We start from the raw sequence: 19238 nt of genomic DNA, 5'->3' as shown, positions 1-19238 counted from the left end.
CGAGATTGGCGTTCACTTGGCGCCTTCCTTCTGCACGGGCTTATCCTTCTTCTTGTACATGGCCAGCATGCGCTGGGTGACCAGGAAGCCGCCGAAGATGTTCACGGCGGCGAAGGCCGCGGCGATGGCGCCGGCCCCCTTGGAGATCATGACGTTCTGGGTCAGGCCCGCCTCGGGCGCGCCATGGGCGGCGGCGGCCAGCAGGGCGCCGACGATGATCACCGAGGAGATGGCGTTGGTCACCGCCATCAGCGGGGTGTGCAGGGCGGGCGTCACGCTCCAGACGACATAGTAGCCGACGAAGATCGCCAGCACGAAGATCGCCAGGCGGAAGACTGTGGGGTCGACGGCTTCCATCGTTTCCTCCTTGGGAGCTCTAGCTTTGCAGCGAGGGGTGGACGACCGCGCCGCCCTGGGTGACCAGGGCCGCCTTGAGGATCTCGTCCTCCAGGTCGGGGGCGAGCTTGCCCTCCTTGTCCAGCAGCAGGCCCGCGAAGGCCAGCAGGTTGCGGGCGTAGAGGGCCGAGGCGTCGGTGGCGATGCGGCCGGGCAGGTTGGCGACGCCGAGGATCTTCGCCCCATTGGCGGTGACCGCCACCTCGCCGACCTTCGCGCCGACCACATTGCCGCCCTGCTCGATGGCCAGGTCCACCAGGATCGAACCCGGACGCATGGAGGCCACCTGCTCGGCGCTCACCAGCTTGGGGGCGGGCCGGCCCGGGATCAGGGCGGTGGTGATGACGATGTCCTGTTTGGCGATGTGGCTGGAGACCAGGGCCGCCTGCTTGGCCTGGTACTCGGCGCTCATCTCCTTGGCGTAGCCGCCGGCGGTCTGGGCGTTCTTGAACTCCTCGTCCTCGACGGCCAGGAACTTGGCGCCGAGGCTCTCGACCTGTTCCTTGGTGGCGGGACGCACGTCGGTGGCGGTGACCACCGCGCCGAGACGACGCGCCGTGGCGATGGCCTGCAGGCCGGCGACGCCGACCCCCATGACGAAGACCTTGGCGGCGGCGACGGTGCCGGCGGCGGTCATCATCATCGGCATGGCCCGGCCATAGGCCTCGGCCGCCTCGATCACCGCGCGGTAGCCGGCGAGATTGGCTTGCGACGACAGGGCGTCCATCACCTGGGCCCGGGTGATGCGCGGCACGAACTCCATGGCGAAGGCGGTGGCGCCCTTGGCGGCCAGCGCCTTCAGGGCGTCCTTGTCCATGTGCGGGTTGAGCAGGGCCACGACGATGGCGCCGGCCTTCAGAGCCGCGATCTCGGCGGCCTCGGGGGCGCGGACCTTGAACAGGATGTCGGCCTTGCCGATGGCGGCCTTGGCGTCCTTGGCGATCTCTGCCCCGGCCGCCTGGTAGTCGGCGTCGGGATAGGACGCCGCGGTTCCGGCGCCGGACTCCACCACCACGGCGAACCCGGCGGCGATCAGTTTCTTGACGCTCTCGGGGACGGCGGCGACGCGGGTCTCGCCGGCGCGGCGTTCGGTCGTGACGGCTATGACGGCCATGCGCCTGTTTCCCCCTGGTCAGCTTTGGGCGGACCATACGGGGGGCAGGGTGAGCTTGTCCAGCTATCGGCCCGGGACATTCGAACGTTCGTTTGAATGGCGGATACGACTTCAGGCGCGCCGACGAATCGGCGCGCCTGATAGGTCATTGCGGAGGGCGCGGCGGGCGCGCCGAGACGACCCTAGTGGGCGGCTTCGGGCTTTTCGCGCAGGAAGACGACGCCCAGGACGGTCAGGACCGCGGCGCTGATGAAGGCGCCCAGGAAGCCCGCGGGGGTGCAGAACCAGAGGACCAGCAGCACCATCAGGGCGGCCAGCGACAGCGAGCCCCACTTGGTCATGCCGTTGAACAGGTTGAAGGTGGCGACCTGCTCGGAAATGTCCATGTCGCCGCGGTGGTATTCGGAAGCCATAGAAGGGCGTCTCTCAAACTTGGGAGGAGATGGAAGAAGGCGGACCTACACGTTCCGCGCCGGAGCCTCAAGCGCGCCTTATGTCTCAGCCCGGCCAGGCGGCCAGAAGGCCGCGCAACGCCGCGATAAGCGCCAGGGGCTGATCGACCATGATGTGGTGGGCCGAATCGGGGATGGCGATCTCCAGCATGTCCTTGGGCAGGGGCGAGGGCCGGTCGTCGCTGATCCGCGACTTCACCACCGAGCGGTCGCCATAGATATGCACCAGGGGCACGGTCACCTTGGGCGGACCGTCGGCGGTCATGCCCATCATCACCGTGCGGTCGAGCTTGTTCCACATGGCCGGGTCGAACCGCCAGGTCCAGCCCTCGCCGGAGCCGTCGGCCAAGGGCGCGCGCTTCAGGGAGCGGCGGGCGATGAAGTCGGCGATGAACAGGTTGCCGGCCACCTGGGGCGGCATGAAGCGGAAGCGGGCGAGCGCGGCCTCCTCGGTGGGATAGACCCGGGCCGCGCGGTCGGCCGTCGGGATGTTGCGCACCTGCTGCTCCATCATGCGCTTGCCTTCGGGCGAGTCCGGCGGCGGCCCGCCGAAGCCGGTATCCACCAGGATCGCGGCGCGCATGCGCTCGGGATGGGCGGCGGCGGCGAAGAACACCTGGCTGCCCCCGAAGGAGTGGCCGATATAGATCGGCAGGGCGCCGCCGTCATAGAGGCCGGTGGCGCGGGCCACGGCCTCGGCGTCCTCGGCGAAGTCCTGGAAGGCGTAGGTGTCGCGCCAGTCCGAGGCGCCCATGCCGGCCAGCGACATCGAGGTCACCCGGTAGTCCTGGGCCAGGAAGGGGGCGATGAAGCTCCACCAGTCGGCGTGGGCGGAGTTGCCATGCACCAGCAGCAAACCCGGCTTGCCCAGTTCGCCCCAGGTCAGGGCCTCGATCTTCGTCCCCAGCGAGGTGACGAAGCTGCGCTCCGGCTCCTGGGCGATGGCGTCCAGGAACCACTCGGGCGCGTCGGGATGACGGCCGCGGAACGGCGCCAGCGGCGCCTGCACCTGGGGCGGCAGGCTGCCGGGCTCGGAATGGATGGGGCGGTCGTCGTAGCCGACCGGGGCGCCTTCCTTGATCGCCGGATCCAATGCCATCAGGCGACTCCCCGCACTTCGCGCTCACCCGCCTTGCGCGAGATGGAGCGGATACCCTTGTAGACGCCGGTGCCGGTGATCAGGGTGCGCTCGCCGCACCAGATCTTGCCCCGGACCGTGAAGACATCGTCCTGCTCGGTGATGATCTGGCTGGTCCCCTCCACCCAGTCGCCCATGTGGGCGCCGGAGAGGAAGTCGGTGGTCAGCCGCACCGTCACCCAGCCGATCTCGCGCTTGTTGGAGACCACCCGTCCCCAGGCCATGTCGGCGAAGCTCATCAGCATGCCGCCGTGGCAGTTGTTCATGCCGTTGGCGTGGTGCTCCTCGACCCGGAAGGCCATCACCTCGTCGCCGGTCGGCTCGTCGCGGCGGGAATAGAACGGCCCGACCGTGCGGCCAAACCCCCGGTTCCAGAGGTTGATGACAAAGCCATCGGGAACGATGGCGGTCTGGACTTCGGTCAGATCATCGGACATCGCGCAGGGAAATGAACGGGCGGTCGCCGAATGGCAAGCCCTTGATGACGCGGCGCGCGCTTCACAGCCCGCCGCGCAGGGGAGGAAAGACCTAAGGCCTCAGCGTCCCCGCCGCGACCTCGACCTCGCCGTGCAGGGTGGCGTCCTCGGCCGAGGTCCCCACCACCACGGCCACGGGACCCGCGGCGATGCGCCAGCCCGGCAGGGCCACGTCGTAATTGGCCAGCAGCCGGCGGTCGGCCGTGACGCTCACCCGGCGGCTTTCGCCGGGCGCCAGGGCCACCCGGGCCCAGCCTATCAGGCGCTGGGAGGGCTGGCCGTCCGAGCCTGTGACGGTGACATAGACCTGGGGGGTGTCGATCCCGGCCACGGCGCCGGTGTTCTTCACCTCGAAGCTGGCGGTGAGGGTTTCGCCGCCCGTCAGCTCCAGGCCGGAATGGGCGAAGCGCGTATAGGAAAGGCCGAAGCCGAAGGGGAACAGGGTCGCGGTCCCGTGCTTGGCGAACCAGCGATAGCCGACGTCGGCCCCCTCCAGATGCTCCACCGAGAAGCGGCCCTTGTGCTGCTGCACGTCCGGCCGCGAGGTGGGGATGGTGCGCCCCTCCTCCGGGGGACCGAAGATCTGGCCGGGAATCTCCGGCCGCACCAGGTCCTCGACCTCGCGGGGGAAGCTGATGGGCAGCCGCCCGGACGGATTGACCGCCCCGAACAGGATGTTTGCGATGGCCTCGCCGCCGCGCGTGCCCGGATACCAGGCCTCCAGCACCGCGCTCACCCGGTCGAGCCAGGGTGTCAGCACCGGGGTCCCGGTCTCCAGCACCACCACGGTCCTGGGGTTGGCGGCGGCGACGGCCTCGATCAGGGCGTCCTGGTGGCCCGGCAGGGAGAGGCTGGGCAGATCCTCGGCCTCCGTGGCCCACTGGTCGGCGAAGACGATGGCCACGTCGGCGTCGCGGGCCAGGTCGGCGGCCTGCGCCGGGTCGGTCCCGGCGGAGAAGGTGACCTGGGTGTTGCGGGTCATGTCGCGGATCGCCGCCAGGGGCGCCGAGGGATGATAGGTGATGTTGGCGAAGGCGCCGGCCGCGCCCGCCACCGGCAGCGACAGGCCAGGCCCGCCCACGGGGATCACCTGGGAGGAGCCGCCCCCCGAAAGCACGCCGACGTCGGCATGGGCGCCGATCACCGCGATCTTGCGCAGGGAGCCGGACAGCGGCAGGACGCCGTCGTTCTTCAGCAGCACGATCCCGGCCTCGGCCGCGGCCTGGGCCACCTGGGCGTTGGCGGCGTAGTCGGTGAAGCGCTTGGCGGCGGGATTGTCGAACACCCCCTTGTCGAACAGGCTGCGCAGGATGCGGGCGACCATGTCGGTCAGCCGCTCGAAGGACACCTCCCCCTGCTCCACGGCCTCCTTCAAGGGCGCGCCAAAATAGACCTGCTTGTCCAGTTGCTCGCCGCTCTCCTGGTCCAGGCCCGCCAGCACAGCCTTGGCGGTGGAATGGACCGCCCCCCAGTCGCTCATCACCCAGCCGCGATAGCCCCAGTCACGCTTCAGCACCTGGTTCAGCAGGAAGTCGTTCTCCCCGGCCCACTCTCCGTTGACCCGGTTATAGGCGCACATCACCGAGCCCGGATCGCCGCGCTCGATGGCGATCTGGAAGGCCAGCAGGTCGCTCTCGCGCAGGGCGCCCTCGTCGATGCAGGCGTCCACCACATGGCGGCAGGTCTCCTGGTCGTTGAGGGCGAAGTGCTTGATCGTGCAGACGATGTCGTTGGACTGGGCGCCCTTGATGGCCTCGCCGGCCAGCACCCCGGCCAGCAGCGGGTCCTCGCCGAGATACTCGAAATTCCGCCCGCAGCGCGGCTCCCGCGTCAGGTTGGCGCCGCCGCCGAGCAGGACGTTGAAGCCCTTGTCGCGCGCCTCGCTCCCCACCATCGCCCCGGCCGCATGGGCCAGCTCCGGATCCCAGGTGGAGGCCAGCGCCAGGCCGCAGGGCAGGCCGGTGGCGCCGTCGCCCGGACGCACCTGGCGCGGATTGGCGATGCCCAGGCTGGCGTCGGTCTCGTTCAGGGGTGGGATGCCGAGGCGTTCGACCCCGGGGACATAGCCCGCCCCCATGGCCGCATCGGCCGGCGGCGGACTGACCATCGCCGGCATCGGGCCGTGCAGCAGGGAGATCATCTCGTCGAGGGTGAGTTGCTCGATCAGCAGCTTGGCCCGGGCGTCCGGAGACAGGGTCTTGTCCATCCAGGCTTCGGTCATCTCGGCGCTCCCTCTTGTTGGCCGCGACGCTAGCCAGTTTGTCGGGGCGGGTCGACTGGGCGCGAAGGCGGGACTCGCCTGCCGGTCCGTCACCTGGGCATCATCGCGTCAAACGGCCATGGGAGGGCGCGATGCAGGTGAGCTGGAGCCAGGCGGATCTCGCCTTCCGAGACGAGGTGCGCGCCTTCCTCGACGCCGAGCTGACGCCGGAGATGCGGCGGACCACCCGGCTGATGACCAGCGTCTACGCCCCGCATGATCTCGCCACCGAATGGCAGGCCATCCTGCACGCCCGCGGCTGGGCGGCGCCGGCCTGGCCCGTCGAGTACGGCGGCTGCGGCTGGAGCGCGGCCCAGCGCTATATCTTCGCCCAGGAACTGGCCGCCGCCGGCGCCCCGCCGCTCTCGCCCATGGGGATCGGCATGTGCGGCCCGGTGCTGATCGGCCACGGCAGCCCCGAGCAGAAGGCCCACTACCTGCCGCGCATGCTGAACGGCGAGCACCACTGGTGCCAGGGTTATTCCGAGCCAGCCTCGGGCTCCGACCTCGCCTCCCTGCAGATGAGCGCCGTGGAGGACGGCGACCACTTCGTCTGCAACGGCCACAAGCTGTGGACCACCCACGCCAATGTCGCCAACTGGATCTTCTGCCTGGTGCGGACCTCCAGCGAAGGCATCCGCCAGCAGGGGATCACCTTCCTGCTGATCGACATGACCACGCCCGGCGTCGAGGTCCGCCCGATCCTGATGCTGTCGGGGGAGCACATCCAGAACGACGTCTTCTTCACCGACGTCCGCGCGCCCAAGGCCAATGTGGTGGGCAAGGTGGGCGAGGGGTGGACGGTGGCCAAGTACCTGATGGAGTTCGAACGCGGCGGCGGGGTCAGCGCGCCGGGCCTGCGGGCCCGCCTGGAGCGCATCGCCGCCATGGCCGCCGCCGAGCCGCACCTGGACGACACCCCCAGCTTCGCCGCGCGCCTGGCCGGCGCCGCCATAGAGATCGACGCCCTGGAGGCGGTGGAGCTGCAGATCCTGGCCAACCTCACCTCGGGCGAGGCGCCCGGCGCCAAGTCCTCGATGATGAAGACGGTGGGGACCGAGCTCAGCCAGCGGCTGACCGAACTGGCCCTGGAGGCGGCCGGCGCCTATGGCGTCCCCTACCAGCCTCACGCCACCGCGCCCGGCGGCCCCACCCCGCTGTTCACCCCGCCTGCGGACCAGGGTCATGTCGGCCCCGACCACAGCCTGACGGTGACGTCGAAGTATCTCAACGACCGGGCGGGCTCGATCTATGCCGGGACCAACGAGATCCAGCGCAACATCATCGCCAAGGCGGTGCTGGGGCTGTAGTTGCGCCTTGATGTCCTGCCGCGGCGGTCGGTAAACGATGCGGTATGGTTGAAGACCTGCACGGCGTGGACCGCCGCCGCCTGCTGTCCCGTCTCGGCGGGGAATATCAGCTCGACGCCGCGCGGCGCGTGGCCCGGTCGATGAGCCGTGATGTCGCCACCGTCCTGGTCTTCCTCGAAATCAGCCGGGCCAATGTCGCCGCCCTGACCGCCTCGCGGGAGACGGTCGCCGAACCCCATGCCGGGGTTCCCGGCGTTCCCCCCGACCACCTGCGCGAGCCGGTCAGCGTCTATATGGTGGCCCGCAATCTGAGCATGCCCTACGAGACCGCGCGGCGGCATGTGAGGAAGCTGACCCAGGCCGGCCTGTGCGAGACCGTCGCCGGCGGGGTCATCATCCCGGCCAGGGCCATCCTCGATCCGGGACTCATGACGGCGGCGGCCGAGACCTGGGCCGCCACGGTCGCGTTCGTGCAGACGGCGGGCCGGCTGGGTGTCTCCGCCGCCGGCCTCCGCCAGCCCCCCAGCCCCGATCAGTTCCGGCAGGTCAATCGCGCGGTGAGCGCCTACTGCCTGGAGACCGCCTGCCACATGGCCCGCGTCATGGACCTGGACCCCGGATCGGTGCTGATCCTGCGGGCGGTCAACCTGGCCAATGTCCGGCACGTGACCCAGGACCCCGACGCCACCCTGGCCCATGCCGCCCTGGCCGACATCCTGCCCGACGCCGAGCGGCGCCCGATCAGCGTCTACGGCCTGGCGAAGTACCTGCTGCTGCCCTACGAGACCGTCCGCCGCAGCCTGCTGCAGCTGGAGGCCAAGGGCCTAGTGCGGCGCGAGGCCGGAGGTCTGATCGTGCCCGCCGAGGTGGTGGCCCGCCCCGCCGTGGTCGCCGGCGTCATGGAGCTGGTGGCCAACACCGAGGCCTTCCTGGCCGACCTCGCCGCCGCCGGCCTGGCCTACCAGCCGGAAGTCTAGTCCCGCTGGGGCTCCAGGTCGGCGGCATACCGCCGATCTCAAAACCATTGAGCCCTCCCCCGAATTAGGCCACCTCCCGTCTTGACGCTCACCGCTTTGGCGTGGGGGAAAGGAACCGCATGCGTCCTGACGTCGAGATCGCCGACCGTCGGCGCCTGATCGCCCGGCTGGCCGGCGACTACCATGTGAACACCGCCCGGCGCTCGGCCCGGTTCATCAGCCGCGACATCGTCACCGCCCTGACCATCCTGGCCATCAACCGGGCCAACATCCGCGAGCTCCTGGCCTCGCGCGAGGTCATCGCCCATCCCCATGACGGGATCGCCGGCGTGCCCACCGACGACCGCCGCCGGCCGGTGAGCGCCTACGCCGTGGCCAAGGACCTCGCCCTCCCCTACGAGACGATCCGCCGCCGGGTGAGGCGGCTGGTGGCCGCGGGCGTCTGCGCCGAGGTGGACGGCGGGCTGATCATCCCCGCCAAGGTGCTGACCGCCCCGGCCCACGACGGCATCATCGCCGAGACCTGGACCGCCACGACGGGCTTCGTGGAGGAGGCCGGGCGCCTGGGCGTCGCCGCCGGCCCTCCCCGGGCCGCGGGCCCCGACGTCCTGCGCCAGACCCTTCGCCTGACCACCGACTTCTTCCTGGAGTCCACCTGCCACACCGCCAGGATCATGGACCTCGACGTCCTGACCGTCCTGGCCCTGCGGGCGGTCAACAAGGCCAATATCGCCCACGTCACCCACGACCCGGAGCTGGCCCACGCCCACGCCGGCCTGGAGGAGGTGGTCCCCGACGCCCAGCGCCGTCCGGTCAGCGTCTACGCCATCGGCAAGTTCCTGCTGCTGCCCTACGAGACCACGCGGCGCGCCGTGCTGCGGCTGGAGGAGCGCGGCCTGGTGGCGCGCGGCGCCAACGGCCTGAGCATGCCCGCCGAGGTTCTCGCCCGTCCCGACGTGATCCGCGCCATGATCGACATGGCGGCCCTGACCGAGGCCTTCCTCGCCGACCTCGCCGCCATCGGCGTCGGCTATCGGCCGGAAGGCTAGACCCCCTCGCGGCTGACGTCGCGGCGGCGCATCCATTCCAGCACGATCCAGGCGCCGAAGGCCCAGGTCGCCCCCAGGCTCCAGCCCGCCAGCACGTCGCTGGGCCAATGGACCCCGAGATAGACGCGGCTGAATCCCACCGCGATCGTCGTCAGCACCGCCAGGACATAGATCAGGATCTTGGTGCTGGCCCGGGCCTCCACGCTGGCGATCAGGGTGGCCAGAGTCAGGAACACCGTCGCCGAGAGGGTGGAGTGCCCGCTGGGGAAGCTCTGGGTGTAGACATAGCTGCCGTGCGGGACGAGGCTGGGCCTGGGCCGGTCATAGAAGGTCTTCAGCACCTCGCTGGACACCTGGGCGGCCAGCACGGCGCCGGCCAGGATCCAGGCCTGCCGCCGCTTGCCGTGGAAGCTGAACAGCAGCAGGGCCACGATCGTCGCCAGGGTCAGGAAGGTGAAGCCCCCGAGCGCGGTGACGTCGCGCATGGACTCCTCCAGCCAGCGCGGCCCGATGGGATCGCCGAGGGTCCCGGGCCGGCGCAGCATCAGCAACAGCTTCTGATCCATCGCCGCGGTGTCGCCCTCGGTGACCTCGCTGGCGACGTTGAAGAACCCCCAGATCGCCGCGGCCCCGCCCAGCCAGATCAGCAGGGCGCGGGTCTCGATCCGCCGCGCGAGCGGCTTCTTGGCGGGGTCGGTCATGGACGCATGAACGTGTGAAGCTCAGCTTCTTTCCGCACCCACTCCGTCATCCCGGGCGACCGCAGGGAGACCCGGGACCCAGGAGGGATTGCTGCCGCCCCTGGGTCCCGGCTCTCCGCTTCGCTGCGGCCGGGATGACGTGATGGGTTTGCCTGAGGCGATCACTCAGGGCGCGCGCGCGTCAGACCAGGGCCTCGAAGGCGTCCACCAGCCGCTCCATCTGGGTCATGCCCGCCGCCCAGAAGGCCTTCTCGCGGGGATTGAGCCCGAAGGGGCGCAGGGCCTCGACATAGGTGCGGGTGCCGCCGGCGGCCAGCAGGTCCTCGTAGAGCGGGGCGAAGGCCGCCGGGTCCTCCCGGCGCTTCTCCATCAGGCCGCGCACCAACAGATCCCCGAAGGCGTAGGCGTAGACATAGAAGGGCGCGTGGGCGAAGTGGCTGACATAGCCCCAATAGTGCTCATAGCCCTGGTTGAGCTTGATGGCCGGACCCAGGCTCTCGCCCATGGTCTCCAGCCAGATGGCGCTGATCTGCTCCGGCGCCAGCTCGCCCTCGACCCGCGCGGCGTGGAACCGGCTCTCAAAGCGGTGGAAGGCGATCTGGCGCACCACCGTATTGAGCCCGTCCTCGATCTGGCCGGCCAGCAATCCAAGCCGCTCATCTTTAGGGGCGCCGGCCAGGAGCCGCTCGAACACCAGCCCCTCGCCGAAGATCGAGGCGGTCTCGGCGAGCGTCAGGGGGGTGTCGGCCAGCAGGGTGCCGAGCGGCTGGCACAGGGTCTGGTGCACCGCGTGCCCCAGCTCGTGGGCCAGGGTGAGCACGTCGCGGCGCTCGCCCATATAGTTCATGAACACATAGGGGTGCCGCTCGGCGGTCACCGGGTGGGAGAAGGCCCCCGACTGCTTGCCGGGGCGGGGCCGGGCGTCGATCCAGGGCTGGTCGAAGAACGCCCGGGCGGTGTCGGCGAACTTGGGCGCCAGGTCGGAGAAGCTCTCCAGCACCATGCCCTTGGCCTGGCCCCAGTCGTAGGTGCGCTGGGCGCCGGTATCCAGCGGCGCGTTGCGGTCCCAGTAGTCCAGGGTCTTGCGGCCCATCAGCTTGGCTTTAAGCGCATAGTAGCGGTGGCTGACGGCCGGATAGGCCTCCACCACCGCGGCTTCGAGCGCCTCGACGGCGTCGGCGTCCACCTCGTTGGCGATGTGGCGGCTGGCGGCGGGCGAGGGATATTTCCGCCAGCGGTCCTCCACCTGCTTTTCGAAGGCCAGCGTGTTCATGGCCAGGGCCAGTTCCGGCGTGCGGTCCTCCAGCGCCTTGGCCAGGCCGTGCGCGGCGGCCTTGCGCCTGGTGACGTCGGGGTCCGACAGGCGGTTGAGCACCTCGGGCAGGCTCAGGGTCTCCTTGCCCACCTTGGCCGACAGCCGGGCCAGGGTCTCGTCGAACAGCCGGATCCAGTTGGCCACAGCCGGCGAGCGGTCGATCAGCAGCCGCTCCAGGTCCGGCGACAGCTCGTGGGGCCGCGACAGCCGTACCCGCCGCATCCAGGACCGCCAGCGGGCGGCCGGCGGATAGGCCTTGAAGGCCATCTCGATCTCGTTGTCCTCAAGCTGGTTGAGCTCCAGGGTGAAGAACAGGCTCTCGGCCCCGATCTGCGAGGACCGGGTGCGCAGGTCGCCCTCGAACTTGGCCCAGGCCGGGTCGTCCTTGGCCACCGAACTGGCCAGGCCCGCATAGGCCCCGGCCGCCCACAGCCCGTTCACCGCGCGCTCATAGAGCCCGATCCCGTGGTCCAGCAGTTCCCCCAGCCGCAGCGGATCGCCCCGCATCCCCACGAACCGCCCCTTCAGCTTCACCAGCTCGTCATTGGCGGCCTTGGCCGCGGCCAGGTCGGCCTCGATCTTCGGGTCGTCGCGGCCCTCATAGAGGTCGGAGAGCTGCCACTCGGGCAGGGAGTCGGTCTTCACAGGGGCGTTCATGGGCGGAGGTTTAGCGCGCGGGTCGGGGCGGGACTAGGGCGGATGCCCCGCTGTCGGCGAGCAACGGCCAAGCCTTTCCACCTCTTCCCCCTCGCCAAACGCGCCGGCCTCCCCCACATCGGTAGCCACACCGCACGAAGCTGCGCACCCGGAGGAAGCCATGACCGACACCTACACGCCCCCCAAGGTCTGGAGCTGGAACAAGGAGTCCGGCGGGCGGTTCGCGGCGATCAATCGGCCGATCGCGGGGCCGACCCATGACAAGGACCTGCCGGTGGGGCGTCACCCACTGCAGCTCTATTCGCTGGGCACCCCCAATGGGGTGAAGGTCACCATCATGCTCGAGGAGCTGCTGGCCCTGGGGCACGCCGGCGCCGAGTACGACGCCTGGCTGATCAATATCGGGGCCGGGGACCAGTTCAGTTCCGGCTTCGTCGACATCAATCCCAATTCCAAGATTCCGGCCCTGCTGGACCGCAGCGGGCCCGAGCCGATCCGGGTGTTCGAGAGCGGGGCGATCCTGATCCATCTGGCGGAGAAGTTCGGCAACGCCTTCCTGCCCACCGCGCCGGGGCCCCGGGCCGAGTGCCTGTCGTGGCTGATGTGGCTGATGGGCTCGGCGCCGTTCCTGGGGGGCGGGTTCGGGCACTTCTACGCCTATGCGCCGATGAAGATCGAATACGCCATCGACCGCTACGCCATGGAGGTGAAGCGGCAGATGGACGTGCTGGACCGCAGGCTCGCCGAGGCGCCGTACGTCGGCGGGAGCGAGTACACCATCGCCGACATGGCCATCTGGCCCTGGTACGGCGGCATGGCCAAGGGCGTGCTCTATGAGGCCGGCGAGTTCCTGGACGTGGCCTCCTACAAGCACGTCATCCGCTGGGCCGACGCCATCGCCGAACGGCCGGCGGTGAAGCGCGGCCGGATGGTCAACCGCACCTTCGGGGAGCCGTCGTCGCAGCTGCGGGAACGCCACGAGGCCAGCGACTTCGACACCAAGACCCAGGACAAGCTGGCCCCCGCGGAGGGGTAGGGGCTCCTCCCTTCGCGGGACAAACCAGCCACCTATCGATCCGGCCCTGTGGCCCTTCTCCCCTTGCGGGAGAAGGTGTCGGGCGAAGGCCCGACGGATGAGGGGTCGCGCTCCCCTCCCCGCGCATCCGCCAGGCCCTAACCCGATAGGCTGGTGCGACCCCTCATCCGACCTCGCTCCGCGAGGCCACCTTCTCCCGCAAGGGGAGAAGGATCACGCTTGCCGATCACGCTCGCCCTTGGCCGGCCAGCGGCCCGGAATAGGCCCGGGGAAGCCCCGCCGCCGACCGGATGTCGTCGAGCACCCGCTGGGGCCAGACCTCGATCTGGGCGTTCGGAAACCGCAGCACGCGAAAACCCTGGCCGGCGAGCCAGGCGTCGCGGATCGCGTCGCGCTCGGCGTCGTGGAACGGCCCGTCGGCCTCCACCACCAGGCGATGCCGAAAGGACAGGAAGTCGACGATGTAGGGTCCGACGGGAACCTGCCGGCGGAACTTCAACCCCTCCAGAGCCCGATCGCGAAGCAGGACCCAAAGCCGGACCTCCGCGACGGGAGCCCGCTTCCGCAGGGACTTGGCGAGGGCCAGCTTTCTCATGGCTTCACCTTATAAATGTTCCTGTTATGTTCTCAAGGCCCACCTGAGTGATCCTTCTCCCCTTGCGGGAGAAGGTGGCCCTGCGGCGCAGGGTCGGATGAGGGGTCGCACGGGCCTATCGGGTTGGGGCGTCGCCGGACGCGCGGAGACGGGAGCACGACCCCTCATCCGTCGGGCCTTCGCCCAACACCTTCTCCCGCAAGGGGAGAAGGATCATCGAGCAGCCCTACCGCGCCAGCTTCGTATAGGCCGCGATGGCGGCGGCGCGGTCGGGGGCGACCTGGGGCGGCGGGGGCGGCGCGGGGGGCGGGGCGCCGGCCAGGACGGCCTGGGCCTGGGGCGAGAGAGTGACACTGTCGGCCTGGCGGGGCTGGGCCTGACGGAGATCCTCCCGCAATCGGGCGCGGTAGGCGTCGGGCGAGGCGTAGGCCGGGGCGCCGGCGGCGTCCACCTGCACCCCGGCGACGATCTGCTGGTCGTCGGGCGACAGGGCGTCGAAGGCCGCCAGCATCTTCGCCTGGGGCTCGGGGGGAACCGCGTCGGGGCCGGCCCAGGCCGCGCGGGTGAAGGTGTTGAGGGTCGACTGCACCCGCTGGGCGAAGGGCGACTCCGTCAGGGTGCGGGCCAGGGCCTGCCGCTCGCCGCCCCGCGCCCCGCGCCAGCGGCCGGCCAGGTCCTGGTAGGACTTGAGCTGCTGGAAGAGGCTCACGGCGCCACTGCGGTCGCCCAGCACCAGGGCGGCGGCCGCGACGCTGTCGGGCAGGATGGCGGGCGCGCCCGACTGGGCCGCCCCGAGCGTGGATATCTGCATAGGCCCCTCGGACGCGGGGCATCCTCCACGACGGCGCTGAATTCGTCGTGAAGGAACGCCCCTAAGCGCGCGTTAGGGATGATCGGCTTGCCCCGGTGAAGGCAGCCCCCCTCGAAGAGGCGCCAGCGCCGGGCGCGAGGCCTGGCGAGCTAGATCCGGTGAGTCCGCAGCAGCAGGCTGGTCTCGCTGGCGCCGATCCCCTCGACCGTGCGGACCTCGTCCAGCAGGCGGCTGAAGTCGGCCAGGGAGGCGGCGTCCAGTTCGGCGATCAGGTCCCAGCGGCCGTTGGTGGAATGGACCGCCGCCACCTCCGGGAAGCCGCGCAGGGCCTTCAGCACAGCGGCCGTCCGCTCGCCCTCGATGGCCAGGCTCATGATCGCCCGCACCCGCTGCGCCTCCAGCTCGGGCCGCGCGCGGACGGTGAACCCCTGGATGGCGCCGCGTTTCAGCATCCGCTCGATGCGGTTCTGCACGGTGCCGCGCGAGACCTTCAGCTTCGCGGCCAAACCCGAGGCCGGCGCGCGGGCGTCCTCCCGCAGCAGGGCCAGCAGCCGGCGGTCCAGATCATCCATATCGCTAGAATCCCATGCCGTAACGCCAATCTTTCCGGCAGACCGTAGCATCCCGGCGGCTTTTCGCTAGCGCGACGGCGCGGGACAGTTGGCGGACTCCTCATGAGGCGACCCATGGCCCCCACCTTCCTGATGACCGACCCCGGTCATTTCGACGTCAGCTACACCATCAATCCCTGGATGAGCCCCGCCGCCTGGACCCCGGCCCACGCCCGCGCCGCCCGCGCCGGCTCGGCGGCCCTGAGCTGGGCCCTGCAGGCCGCCGGCGCCCGGGTGGAGATGGTCCCGGCCGTGCCGGGCCTCCCGGACCTGGTCTTCCCCGCCAACGCCGCCGTGGTGCTGGACGGCGTGGCCCTGCTGGCCCGCTTCCGCCACCCAGAGCGCCAGGGGGAGGAGGCCCCCTTCCGCGCGGCCTTCGAGACCCTCAAGCGCCGCGGCTGGATCGACCGCATCGTCGAGCTGCCCGACGGCCTGGTCCACGAGGGCGCCGGCGACGCCCTGTGGGACGAGACCCGGGGGGTCTTCTGGACCGGCCACGGCCAGCGCTCCGACGCCGCCGCCGCCGAGGTCATCGCCCGCACCTTCGGCCGCCCCGCCGTGGCCCTGGAGCTGGCCAGCCCCCACTTCTACCACCTGGACACCTGCTTCCGGCCGCTGAGCGGCGGGGAGGTGCTCTACTATCCCCAGGCCTTCACGCCCCGAGCGCTCGCCGCCATCGAGGCCCGCATCGCCCCCGCCGACCGCCTGATCGCCACCCGCCAGGACGCCGAGGCCCTGTGCGTCAACGCGGTCTGCCTTGGCCGCACGGTGATCATGGCCCGCGCCCCGGCCGAGCTGAAGGCCCGCATCGAGGCGCGCGGCTACACGCTCGTGGAGGTGGATCTCGCGCCCTTCATCCTCTCCGGCGGGGCGGCCTTCTGCATGACCCTTCGCCTGGATCTCGTCTCCGCCCCGCAGGGAGTTCCCGCATGACCACCGCCACCCTCAGCCGCGCCGCCGACTACATCGCCCGCGAAAACCACTACGGCGCCCACAACTACAAGCCCCTCGACGTGGTCCTGACCCGAGGCCAGGGTGTCCATGTCTGGGACGTGGACGGAAAACGCTACCTGGACTGCCTGTCGGCCTATTCGGCGGTGAACCAGGGCCACTGCCATCCTCGCATCATCGCGGCCATGACCGAGCAGGCCCAGCGCCTGACCCTGACCAGCCGGGCCTTCCGCAACGACCAGCTGCCGGCCTTCCTGGAGGAGCTCTGCACGCTCACCAACTCCCACATGGCCCTGCCGATGAATTCCGGCGCCGAGGCGGTGGAGAGCGCGCTGAAGACCGTCCGCAAATGGGGCTACGAGGTGAAGGGCGTGCCGGCCGACCGGGCCGAGATCATCGTCTGTTCGGAGAACTTCCACGGCCGGACCCTGGCCATCGTCGGCTTCTCCTCCGACGACCAGACCCGCGCCGGCTTCGGCCCCTTCACCCCCGGTTTCAGGAGCGTCCCCTACGGCGACGCCGCCGCCTTCGCGGCCGCCATCACCCCCAACACCGTCGGCTTCCTGGTGGAGCCGATCCAGGGCGAGGCGGGCGTGGTCATTCCGCCGGCCGGCTATTTCACCAAGGTCCGCGAGCTCTGTACCGCCCACAATGTCGTCCTGATCCTCGACGAGATCCAGACCGGCTTCGGCCGCACGGGCAAGCTGCTGGCGGAGGAGCACGAGGGGATCGAGGCCGACCTCACCCTGGTGGGCAAGGCCCTGGCCGGCGGCGTCTATCCGGTCTCCGCCGTGCTCTCCAACGCGCAGGTCCTGGGGGTGCTGAAGCCCGGCGACCACGGCTCCACCTTCGGCGGCAATCCCCTGGCCTGCGCCGTGGCCCGCATGGCCATGAAGGTGCTGGTGGACGAGGGCATGATCGAGGCCTCCGCCACCCTCGGCGCGCGGCTGAAGGCCTCGCTGGCCGCCATCGCCAACCCCGCCATCAAGGAGGTCCGCGGCCGCGGCCTGATGCTGGCCGTGGAGCTGCACCCCGACGCCGGCGGCGCCCGGCCGGTGGTGGAGGCCCTGGCCGCCCGCGGCCTGCTGGCCAAGGACACCCACGACCACACGATCCGCATCTCCCCGCCCCTGGTGCTCACCGCCGACCAGGCCGACTGGATCGCCGAACAGGTGGAGGCCGCGCTGCCGGGCTAGACAGCGCACCTCCTCTCCCGTTTGCGGGAGAGGAATTTGGCCCCTACTTCGCGGCCTGGGCCTTGGCCGGAGGGGCCCCGGCCTGGGCGTTGCGCGCCTCGGTGAGCACATAGGCGCGGATGTCCTCGGCGTCCTTGGGCGACAGGAAGCGGGCGAAGCTCGCCATGCCGTTGGCCTTGCGGGCGCCGTCGATCACCACCGACTTCCAGTCGGCCTCCGTCAGCACCATCTGCGACTTCTTCAGGTCGGGCAGGAAGGCGCCCGAGACGCTGGGGCCGTGGCAGACCTGGCAGTTGTTGTGGAACAGCGCGAAGCCCGCCTTGGCGTCGCCGGCCGAGGAGACGCCGGTGAGGTCGAGGTTGGGGATCACCGGGATGTCGTAGGGCTTGGCCTGGGCCTTGCCGCCCAGCTTGAAGACCATCAGCCGCCCGGGCAGACGGGGACGCTCGCGCAGCACAGCCGAGGCCGAGGTCGGCGCCCCGCCGCCATAGCCCACCATCAGGGCCACGTACTGCTCACCGTCGATCTCATAGGTCGAGGGCGCGGCGACGACGCCGTTCTCGGTCTTGTAGCTCCACAGCTTCTTGCCCGTGGCCGCGTCATAGGCGACGAAATCGCCCACCCCATCGCCCTGGAAGACCAGGCCGCCGGCCGTCGACATGATGCCGGCGTTCCAGAAGTAGGGGTGCTGCACGGTCCAGCGGGCCTTCTGGGCCACCGGGTCCCAGGCGATCAGCTGACCCTTGAACATCGACTTCAGGCCAGCCAGCTGGGCCTTGTCGCTCGGGAAGGCGTTGGCCAGGAAATCGGTGCCGAGGTTCCAGGCGCCCTGGCGGTGCTTGTAGTCCTTCTCGTCGGTGTAGGCGAAGGGGTCGAGCTGGGCCGGGATATAGACCAGGCCCGTCGTCGGGCTGAACGACATCGGGTGCCAGTTGTGGCCGCCGAGCGGTCCGGGGAACTGCAGGGACGGCGCGTTTTCATAGCGCGCGCCGGGGTTCTCGATCGGCCGGCCGGTCTTCAGGTCGACCCCGCTCGCCCAGGTGATCGGCACGTAGTTCTTGGCCGAGAGCAGCGCGCCGGTCGCCCGGTCGAGCACATAGAAGAAGCCGTTCTTCGGGGCCTGCATGATCACCTTGCGCGGCGCGCCGCCGACGGTCAGGTCGGCCAGGATCATGTGCTGGGTGGCGGTGTAGTCCCAGCTCTCGCCGGGCGTGGTCTGATAGTGCCAGACATAGGCGCCGGTGTCGGGCTTCAGGGCCAGGATCGAGGACAGGAAGAGGTTGTCGCCCTTGCCATCCGACCGCTTCATCCGGTTCCAGGGCGAGCCGTTGCCGACGCCGACATAGAGGATGTCGAGGTCCGGGTCATAGGCCATGGAATCCCAGACCGTGCCGCCGCCGCCGGTCTGCTTCCAGCCGTCGCCGAACCAGGTGGCGGCCGCCTTCTCCTTCATGATCTTGTCGCTGGCCGCGCCGTCCGGCTGACCCTTGGCGTTGGGGGTGGTATAGAAGCGCCAGGCCAGCTTGCCGGTGGCGGTGTCATAGGCCGACAGGTAGCCGCGCACGCCGTACTCGGCCCCGCCGTTGCCGATCATCACCTTGTCCTTGATGATCCGGGGGGCGCCGGTGATCGTATAGGGCTGGGCGTTGTCGGTGGTCTGGGTCGTCCAGACCGGCTTGCCGGTGGCGGCGTCGAGCGCGATCAGGCGGCCGTCGAGGGTGCCGAAATAGACCCGGCCCTTCCAGACGGCGACGCCGCGGTTCACCACGTCGCAGCAGGCGTCATAGCCCTTGGAGCCGTCGACCTTGGGATCGTAGGCCCATTTCTGCTCGCCGGTCTTGGCGTCGAAGGCGTAGACCTTGGACCAGGCGGTGGTGGTGTACATGACGCCGTCGACCACCACCGGGGTGGCCTCCTGGCCGCGGTCGGTGTCGAACTCATGGTACCAGGCCAGGCCCAGGGTCCCGACGTTCTTGGTGTCGATCTTGGTGAGGGGACTGAAGCGCTGCTCGTCATAGGTCCGGCCGACCGAGACCCAATCGCCATTGCCCGAGGCCGCGGCGATCCGCTTGCCGTCGACGTTTCCGGGCTTGGCCTGTCCGCAGGCCGCGACGAGAGCTGAGAACGCCAGGACGATGGCGAGCTTGGTGAGCTTCATGGAGGTCCTCCCCGACCGTGTATGCCGGTCCTGGC

Annotated in this window: 18 protein-coding genes; 6 read left to right on the top strand and 12 right to left on the bottom strand. The window is 70.2% G+C overall.

All coding sequences use genetic code 11. The annotated features are described in order from the left end of the window. Positions 1-12: 12 nt before the first annotated feature. The 6 genes from Q7T09_RS13380 to Q7T09_RS13355 form a co-directional block, all read right to left on the bottom strand. Entirely contained in the window at positions 13-357 is a 345-nt protein-coding gene (locus Q7T09_RS13380; protein ID WP_304700361.1) for an NAD(P) transhydrogenase subunit alpha, read from the bottom strand. Positions 358-376: 19 nt separating this feature from the next. Continuing rightward, positions 377-1510 carry a Re/Si-specific NAD(P)(+) transhydrogenase subunit alpha gene (locus Q7T09_RS13375; protein ID WP_304700360.1) on the bottom strand — a complete coding sequence of 378 codons (1134 nt, stop codon included), beginning with the start codon at positions 1508-1510 and terminating at the stop codon, positions 377-379. A gap of 182 nt (positions 1511-1692) precedes the next feature. After that, positions 1693-1923 (bottom strand): aa3-type cytochrome c oxidase subunit IV, encoded by a 231-nt coding sequence (locus Q7T09_RS13370; protein ID WP_304700358.1) that lies wholly within the window; start codon positions 1921-1923, stop codon positions 1693-1695. An 85-nt stretch (positions 1924-2008) separates the two neighbouring features. Continuing rightward, complete coding sequence (locus tag Q7T09_RS13365; RefSeq protein ID WP_304700356.1) at positions 2009-3061, bottom strand: alpha/beta fold hydrolase; 1053 nt, start codon at positions 3059-3061, stop codon at positions 2009-2011. Beyond that, a complete protein-coding gene (locus tag Q7T09_RS13360) occupies positions 3061-3537 on the bottom strand; it encodes a PaaI family thioesterase (RefSeq protein ID WP_304700354.1) in 477 nt (158 codons plus the stop codon). Before Q7T09_RS13360 ends, Q7T09_RS13365 begins: the two co-directional genes overlap by 1 nt. A gap of 91 nt (positions 3538-3628) precedes the next feature. Beyond that, positions 3629-5797, bottom strand: a complete 2169-nt coding sequence (locus Q7T09_RS13355) for a beta-glucosidase (protein ID WP_304700352.1) — start codon at positions 5795-5797, stop codon at positions 3629-3631. 131 nt (positions 5798-5928) lie between these two features. Between Q7T09_RS13355 and Q7T09_RS13350 the strand changes: the two genes are divergently transcribed. The 3 genes from Q7T09_RS13350 to Q7T09_RS13340 all read left to right on the top strand — a co-directional run bounded on the left by Q7T09_RS13350 (position 5929) and on the right by Q7T09_RS13340 (position 9172). Next, positions 5929-7146 (top strand): acyl-CoA dehydrogenase family protein, encoded by a 1218-nt coding sequence (locus Q7T09_RS13350; RefSeq protein ID WP_304700350.1) that lies wholly within the window; start codon positions 5929-5931, stop codon positions 7144-7146. Positions 7147-7190: 44 nt separating this feature from the next. Further along, entirely contained in the window at positions 7191-8123 is a 933-nt protein-coding gene (locus Q7T09_RS13345; RefSeq protein ID WP_304700348.1) for a hypothetical protein, read from the top strand. 119 nt (positions 8124-8242) lie between these two features. Continuing rightward, on the top strand, positions 8243-9172 hold the full coding sequence (locus tag Q7T09_RS13340) for a hypothetical protein (protein ID WP_304700346.1): 930 nt from the start codon (positions 8243-8245) through the stop codon (positions 9170-9172). Here the strand turns inward: Q7T09_RS13340 and Q7T09_RS13335 are convergent. Together Q7T09_RS13335 and Q7T09_RS13330 are read right to left on the bottom strand one after the other, a co-directional pair. Continuing rightward, the gene (locus Q7T09_RS13335; RefSeq protein WP_304700344.1) at positions 9169-9873 is read right to left on the bottom strand and encodes a phosphatase PAP2 family protein; all 705 of its coding nucleotides are present in this window, start codon (positions 9871-9873) and stop codon (positions 9169-9171) included. The two genes, Q7T09_RS13340 and Q7T09_RS13335, sit on opposite strands and share 4 nt — an antisense overlap. 181 nt (positions 9874-10054) lie before the next feature. Further along, positions 10055-11845, bottom strand: coding sequence for a M3 family oligoendopeptidase (locus Q7T09_RS13330; RefSeq protein ID WP_304700342.1), 1791 nt, complete (start codon positions 11843-11845; stop codon positions 10055-10057). 160 nt (positions 11846-12005) lie between these two features. Here Q7T09_RS13330 and yghU point away from each other — a divergent pair, with 160 nt between their 5' ends. Further along, the gene (gene yghU, locus Q7T09_RS13325; RefSeq protein WP_304700340.1) at positions 12006-12881 is read left to right on the top strand and encodes a glutathione-dependent disulfide-bond oxidoreductase; all 876 of its coding nucleotides are present in this window, start codon (positions 12006-12008) and stop codon (positions 12879-12881) included. Between the two features lie 226 nt (positions 12882-13107). Here yghU and Q7T09_RS13320 read toward each other — a convergent pair whose 3' ends face one another. From Q7T09_RS13320 to Q7T09_RS13310, 3 genes are all read right to left on the bottom strand, one after another. Further along, positions 13108-13476: an endonuclease domain-containing protein gene (locus tag Q7T09_RS13320; RefSeq protein WP_304700339.1), complete on the bottom strand. Its 369-nt coding sequence runs from the start codon at positions 13474-13476 to the stop codon at positions 13108-13110. Between the two features lie 226 nt (positions 13477-13702). Beyond that, a complete protein-coding gene (locus Q7T09_RS13315) occupies positions 13703-14287 on the bottom strand; it encodes a hypothetical protein (RefSeq protein ID WP_304700337.1) in 585 nt (194 codons plus the stop codon). A gap of 149 nt (positions 14288-14436) precedes the next feature. Continuing rightward, positions 14437-14859 carry an Lrp/AsnC family transcriptional regulator gene (locus tag Q7T09_RS13310; protein ID WP_304700335.1) on the bottom strand — a complete coding sequence of 141 codons (423 nt, stop codon included), beginning with the start codon at positions 14857-14859 and terminating at the stop codon, positions 14437-14439. A 114-nt stretch (positions 14860-14973) separates the two neighbouring features. On the opposite strand from Q7T09_RS13310, the gene Q7T09_RS13305 reads away from it, so the two are divergent. Next, the gene (locus Q7T09_RS13305; RefSeq protein ID WP_304700332.1) at positions 14974-15831 is read left to right on the top strand and encodes a dimethylarginine dimethylaminohydrolase family protein; all 858 of its coding nucleotides are present in this window, start codon (positions 14974-14976) and stop codon (positions 15829-15831) included. Then, on the top strand, positions 15828-17045 hold the full coding sequence (gene rocD / locus Q7T09_RS13300; protein ID WP_304700330.1) for an ornithine--oxo-acid transaminase: 1218 nt from the start codon (positions 15828-15830) through the stop codon (positions 17043-17045). Before Q7T09_RS13305 ends, rocD begins: the two co-directional genes overlap by 4 nt. A gap of 43 nt (positions 17046-17088) precedes the next feature. On the opposite strand, the gene Q7T09_RS13295 is transcribed toward rocD, so the two are convergent. After that, complete coding sequence (locus Q7T09_RS13295; protein WP_304700328.1) at positions 17089-19203, bottom strand: PQQ-dependent dehydrogenase, methanol/ethanol family; 2115 nt, start codon at positions 19201-19203, stop codon at positions 17089-17091. Positions 19204-19238 lie beyond the last annotated feature (35 nt).

The sequence above is a fragment of the Phenylobacterium sp. genome (genome assembly GCF_030645195.1).
Classification (GTDB): domain Bacteria; phylum Pseudomonadota; class Alphaproteobacteria; order Caulobacterales; family Caulobacteraceae; genus Phenylobacterium.
This window is presented reverse-complemented; position numbering and strand designations above follow the sequence as displayed.

What these genes read in the sequence shown, in the direction of transcription:
- Q7T09_RS13315 (WP_304700337.1), bottom strand. Translation starts at nt 14,287, where the DNA reads ATGCAGATATCCACGCTCGGGGCGGCCCAGTCGGGCGCGCCCGCCATC.
- Q7T09_RS13345 (WP_304700348.1), top strand. Translation starts at nt 7,191, where the DNA reads ATGGTTGAAGACCTGCACGGCGTGGACCGCCGCCGCCTGCTGTCCCGT.
- Q7T09_RS13305 (WP_304700332.1), top strand. Translation starts at nt 14,974, where the DNA reads ATGGCCCCCACCTTCCTGATGACCGACCCCGGTCATTTCGACGTCAGC.
- Q7T09_RS13320 (WP_304700339.1), bottom strand. Translation starts at nt 13,476, where the DNA reads ATGAGAAAGCTGGCCCTCGCCAAGTCCCTGCGGAAGCGGGCTCCCGTC.
- Q7T09_RS13335 (WP_304700344.1), bottom strand. Translation starts at nt 9,873, where the DNA reads ATGACCGACCCCGCCAAGAAGCCGCTCGCGCGGCGGATCGAGACCCGC.
- Q7T09_RS13360 (WP_304700354.1), bottom strand. Translation starts at nt 3,537, where the DNA reads ATGTCCGATGATCTGACCGAAGTCCAGACCGCCATCGTTCCCGATGGC.
- Q7T09_RS13355 (WP_304700352.1), bottom strand. Translation starts at nt 5,797, where the DNA reads ATGACCGAAGCCTGGATGGACAAGACCCTGTCTCCGGACGCCCGGGCC.
- Q7T09_RS13310 (WP_304700335.1), bottom strand. Translation starts at nt 14,859, where the DNA reads ATGGATGATCTGGACCGCCGGCTGCTGGCCCTGCTGCGGGAGGACGCC.
- Q7T09_RS13370 (WP_304700358.1), bottom strand. Translation starts at nt 1,923, where the DNA reads ATGGCTTCCGAATACCACCGCGGCGACATGGACATTTCCGAGCAGGTC.
- Q7T09_RS13380 (WP_304700361.1), bottom strand. Translation starts at nt 357, where the DNA reads ATGGAAGCCGTCGACCCCACAGTCTTCCGCCTGGCGATCTTCGTGCTG.
- Q7T09_RS13350 (WP_304700350.1), top strand. Translation starts at nt 5,929, where the DNA reads ATGCAGGTGAGCTGGAGCCAGGCGGATCTCGCCTTCCGAGACGAGGTG.
- yghU (WP_304700340.1), top strand. Translation starts at nt 12,006, where the DNA reads ATGACCGACACCTACACGCCCCCCAAGGTCTGGAGCTGGAACAAGGAG.
- Q7T09_RS13330 (WP_304700342.1), bottom strand. Translation starts at nt 11,845, where the DNA reads ATGAACGCCCCTGTGAAGACCGACTCCCTGCCCGAGTGGCAGCTCTCC.
- rocD (WP_304700330.1), top strand. Translation starts at nt 15,828, where the DNA reads ATGACCACCGCCACCCTCAGCCGCGCCGCCGACTACATCGCCCGCGAA.
- Q7T09_RS13295 (WP_304700328.1), bottom strand. Translation starts at nt 19,203, where the DNA reads ATGAAGCTCACCAAGCTCGCCATCGTCCTGGCGTTCTCAGCTCTCGTC.
- Q7T09_RS13375 (WP_304700360.1), bottom strand. Translation starts at nt 1,510, where the DNA reads ATGGCCGTCATAGCCGTCACGACCGAACGCCGCGCCGGCGAGACCCGC.
- Q7T09_RS13340 (WP_304700346.1), top strand. Translation starts at nt 8,243, where the DNA reads ATGCGTCCTGACGTCGAGATCGCCGACCGTCGGCGCCTGATCGCCCGG.
- Q7T09_RS13365 (WP_304700356.1), bottom strand. Translation starts at nt 3,061, where the DNA reads ATGGCATTGGATCCGGCGATCAAGGAAGGCGCCCCGGTCGGCTACGAC.